This window comes from Sandarakinorhabdus sp. (genome assembly GCF_031422795.1).
Taxonomy (GTDB): Bacteria; Pseudomonadota; Alphaproteobacteria; order Sphingomonadales; family Sphingomonadaceae; genus Sandarakinorhabdus.
This window is the reverse complement of record NZ_JANPML010000042.1, coordinates 1-4042: the sequence shown is the minus strand read 5'-3', so window position 1 is coordinate 4042 and position 4042 is coordinate 1. Positions and strand designations below refer to the sequence as shown.

Below are 4042 nucleotides of genomic sequence, written 5' to 3'. Positions count from 1 at the left end.
GACGCCTGGCCCGACCATGAAACAGGCCGCGGACGCCATCCGCCACGAACTGACCGAGCGGCTGAAGGAGCTGAACGCCGAAGGCAAGTTGCTGGAATCGCAGCGGCTGGAACAGCGCACCAATTTCGATCTGGAAATGATCGCCGCCACAGGGGCGTGTGCGGGCATCGAGAATTACAGCCGTTTCCTCACCGGCCGTCTGCCCGGCGAACCGCCGCCGACATTGTTTGAATATCTGCCGGAAAACGCCCTGCTGTTCATCGACGAAAGCCATGTGACGGTGCCGCAGATCGGCGCCATGGCCAAGGGCGATCACCGCCGCATGTGACTCTGGCCGAATACGGGTTCCGCCTGCCCAGCTGCATCGACAACCGCCCGCTGCGCTTTGCCGAGTGGGAGGCGATGCGGCCGCAGACGCTGTTCGTTTCCGCCACTCCCGGCCCGTGGGAGATGGAAAAGACCGGCGGGGTGTTTGTGGAACAGGTGATCCGCCCCACCGGGCTGATCGATCCGCCGGTGGAGATCAAGCCGGTGGAAGACCAGGTGGAAGATCTGATCCAGGAAGCCAAAAAGGTTGCCGCTGCCGGGTTCCGCACGCTGGTGACGACGCTGACCAAGCGCATGGCCGAGGATCTGACCGAGTTTCTGCACGAAGCCGGCCTGCGCGTTCGCTACATGCACAGCGACGTGGAAACGCTGGAGCGTATCGAGTTGATCCGTGATTTGCGGTTGGGTGTGTATGACGTGCTGGTCGGCATCAACCTGCTGCGTGAAGGGCTCGACATTCCCGAATGCGGGCTGGTGGCGATATTGGATGCGGACAAGGAAGGCTTCCTGCGCTCCGAAACGTCACTTATCCAGACCATCGGCCGCGCGGCGCGCAATGTTGAAGGCCGGGTGATCCTGTATGGCGATCGCATCACCGGATCGATGGCCCGCGCCATTATGGAAACCGATCGCCGGCGCGCCAAGCAGGAGGAGTACAATGCCCTCCACGGCATCACGCCCACCAGCATCAAACGCAACATCGGCGACGTATTGTCGGACGTGTCGATGAAGGATGGCCTGACGGTCGACACCGGCGACGACGAGACCCAGCATCTGGTTGGCCACAACCTCAAGGCCTATATTGCTGATCTTGAAGAGCAGATGAAAAAGGCCGCGTCTGACTTGGAATTCGAGACGGCGGCCGCCATCCGCGACCAGATCCGCCGGCTGGAAATGGACGAACTGGGCGTGCCGGTGGACGCGCGCACCGCCGCAGCCAAGGGCCGAGCCACCGGCGGCGTCGCCGGCACCCGCACGACGCGCTTTTCCAAGATGCAGAAGAAGGGTTTCAGCGCGAAACGGGGCGGGGCGGGGCGTTAAACCGCCGCAGCTGCCCGCCGTCGGCGCAATGTGGCGCCGGTGAGGCCAAAACCGGCAATCAGCATGGCCCAGCTGGCCGGTTCCGGCACGCCGCCTACGCCAGGGCCGCCTACAGCGGGCCCGGTCCAGCTCAGGTTGCGCAAAGCGATTGAGCCATTGGAAAACACCAGGCTCTTGATCACCGGATTGGCAAACGTGAAACCGTAGTAGCCGGGCTGTAAAACGTTGGTGTTGCCGTTGTTTGCCAGGAACCAATAATAGTGGAAATCGCTGTTGGTTGGATATTCCGAGTGGGTGAGCCGATTGCCATTCGCGTCAAATGCCTGGATGATGACCGAATTCAAATTGGTGCTACCCAGCGCCCAGTTCACTTCGGCCAGAAACCCTGAAACCGGATTGTCGAAGGTTAGCGTCATGTTGGCATAGCCGCCGGTATTGGGATTGAACCCGGTGTTGAGCCCCAGGATCGGTGCGCCGCCAGCATCCCAATTGCCATTGACGCCGAAATTGGCACCGCCGGTCCAACCATAGCGCGACTGCGCGAAATCGGATGACCAGGTGATCGGCCCCAGTGTTTGCGGACCGGCCCCGACATAGTTTGCGGCAGGCAGGGTGATCGCATTTGCACCTGCCAGACTGCCTGCGCCAGAGATCAGCGTGGCATTGGCCGCAGACGACACCAGCATGGCCGTAGCCAGCAAGCAAAACCCAAAACGCATGATCAACTGCCCCCGCTTTGGCGCCGCCCCAAACAGCAGCGCTCAGATTTTTCTCAAGATCATCATTGATGCGAGGCACCACTATTACAATTCCCCATTTCTGGGGTATCCGGGGTGTTGCGGTGCCGGTGGAGGGCCCAACCATCGTTTGGCAGCGCCATGGGGGGCAGGCCGTGAAACAGGACCAATTAACCGAACCGACCTTTGCCGGTCTGCAAGCATCAGTTCGGCAGGTGACCAATGTGGCCGGGCGGCGGCCGGAGTCCGCGGCGCTGGCCAATCTTGGCATGTTGTGCCTTTCCGGCCTGTCGGCGCGGCAGTTGGCGCGCTGCCTGCCGCCGCTGATCCGGGGTGCGCTGGCCGCCGATCCGATTGGCCTGTTCTGGTGCGATGCCGCCGGCGCCATGCAGGATGCCTGGGTGGAAAACCCCGGCTTCCTGTCTTCACAAGTGCTGCACAGTGGCAATATCTGGCGCCAGCAAAACCCCGATGCCTGGCCGCGTTTTGCCGATAATGTGCTGGCTGGGCCGGTGGCGGGCGTTTTGTTACCGTATCAGAATGACGGTTTCTGGGGATCAGACTTCTACAAGGGCAGCTATGCCACCATCGGTGTCCGCCATGTCATGGATGCGGTGGTGCACGATGGCTGCCGGCCGCATGGCTGCTTCCTGATCATGCGCAGCGCCAGCGCCGGGGCGTTCCTCCCCGACGATGTTGATCTGGCGCGCGACATCGCAGAACTGGTGCTACCGTGTTTCCTTGCCGACAGCCAGCCGCCCCCTTCCAGCCGACGCTACCCCGGCGGACTGGCGATCGTCGCCAGCGATGGCGACATCACCTATTGCGACCGTGCCGCCCATCAGAGCCTGTGGACTCTGGCCCGCGCCGGCGATCGGCCGATGATCGACGACGTCAATGATGATGTGGAAAAGCTGCTACGCCGCTTTTGCGGCGAGGATGTCGATCTGGCCCGATCGCTTGGCCACCATGAGGTGCGCCGGTTCACGCGCTGGGGGAATTTTGCTCTGCGCTATGATCGCACCGATCATGGCCAGGTGGTGATCAGCTTTGATCAGTTGCTGCCCTTTGCCGCGCATGTCGCCATGATGATCGCGCGACTGGACCTGTCACCGCGCCGAGTGATCGCCTGTTGGCTGCTGGTGCGCGGCCTGACACGCAAGGAAATCGCCTGGACGATGAATCTATCGGCCGAAACGGTAAACGACCATCTCGACCAAGTGTTTGCAGCGCTGGGCGTCAACACCGCCGTGGCCGCGATGCGGCATTTTTCCGACTGAGATCAGATCAAACACCCCACCCCGGCGCGCAGGAATTCGGCCACCAGGCCGGGGTCGCGCTCGTCGGTCAGCCTGTTGGCGATCTCGCGGATGCTCATGCGTTCAAAGCGCTCGGAGGGCAGGCCGGTGAGTTCCTGCAGCCGGCGCAACTGGCCGATGGAGAGGCGTTCACCCAACCGGTTGCCCATGCACTGCGCCTGACCCGGGTTCACGCCCAGATCAATAAGATTGGTGGTGATGCGCTGCGCCGGGGTGGCGCAGGCGGCCAGCAGCAATGCGGTCAGCAGCGCGGCGGATTTAGGCAGAGAGGGTTTTGCGGGCATCGGGCAATCGCCACCATGGAGTTTGCGGAAACAGGTGATGTTCGTGATGATAGCCGCCGAAATGAAAACAGGAGATTAACGAAACAATGCCGCCGGCGCCAACACTGCGCGCCCGGTGCTGATCGGCGAACGGGCTGCCGACATGGCGATGCGGCAGAAAAGTGCCGAAGAAAAACAACTGGCCCAGCGCCAACAGCGCCGGCACCGCCCAGAAGAATGCAAAATTGATCAGGCTGGCCCCAAGCACCATATAGAGGCAGGCGACCACGGTGATCCGCACCAGCTGCATGTGCGTGTAATAATTGCCGAAAAAATGCAGGAACCAGCGGCCGGG

At 62.0% G+C, this 4042-nt stretch carries 4 protein-coding genes and 1 pseudogene; 2 read left to right on the top strand and 3 right to left on the bottom strand.

The window, feature by feature from the left end:
- Positions 1-1368: pseudogene (locus RMO81_RS01685) on the top strand (helicase-related protein); the annotation flags it as partial.
- Here RMO81_RS01685 and RMO81_RS01680 read toward each other — a convergent pair.
- Positions 1365-2054, bottom strand: a complete 690-nt coding sequence (locus tag RMO81_RS01680) for a PEPxxWA-CTERM sorting domain-containing protein (protein ID WP_310473993.1) — start codon at positions 2052-2054, stop codon at positions 1365-1367. The pseudogene RMO81_RS01685 and the gene RMO81_RS01680 sit on opposite strands and share 4 nt — an antisense overlap.
- Before the next feature lie 266 nt (positions 2055-2320).
- Here RMO81_RS01680 and RMO81_RS01675 point away from each other — a divergent pair, with 266 nt between their 5' ends.
- Entirely contained in the window at positions 2321-3385 is a 1065-nt protein-coding gene (locus RMO81_RS01675) for a LuxR C-terminal-related transcriptional regulator (protein ID WP_310473992.1), read from the top strand.
- Between the two features lie 2 nt (positions 3386-3387).
- Here the strand turns inward: RMO81_RS01675 and RMO81_RS01670 are convergent, their stop codons facing one another.
- Together RMO81_RS01670 and RMO81_RS01665 are read right to left on the bottom strand one after the other, a co-directional pair.
- Positions 3388-3708, bottom strand: a complete 321-nt coding sequence (locus RMO81_RS01670) for a hypothetical protein (protein ID WP_310473991.1) — start codon at positions 3706-3708, stop codon at positions 3388-3390.
- Positions 3683-4042: fatty acid desaturase (locus RMO81_RS01665; protein ID WP_310473990.1), on the bottom strand; the 360-nt coding region annotated here is incomplete at its 5' end. The genes RMO81_RS01665 and RMO81_RS01670, both read right to left, overlap by 26 nt.

Coding starts and splice junctions, on each gene's coding strand:
- RMO81_RS01680 (WP_310473993.1), bottom strand. CDS start 2,054: ATGCTGGTGTCGTCTGCGGCCAATGCCACGCTGATCTCTGGCGCAGGC.
- RMO81_RS01670 (WP_310473991.1), bottom strand. CDS start 3,708: ATGCCCGCAAAACCCTCTCTGCCTAAATCCGCCGCGCTGCTGACCGCA.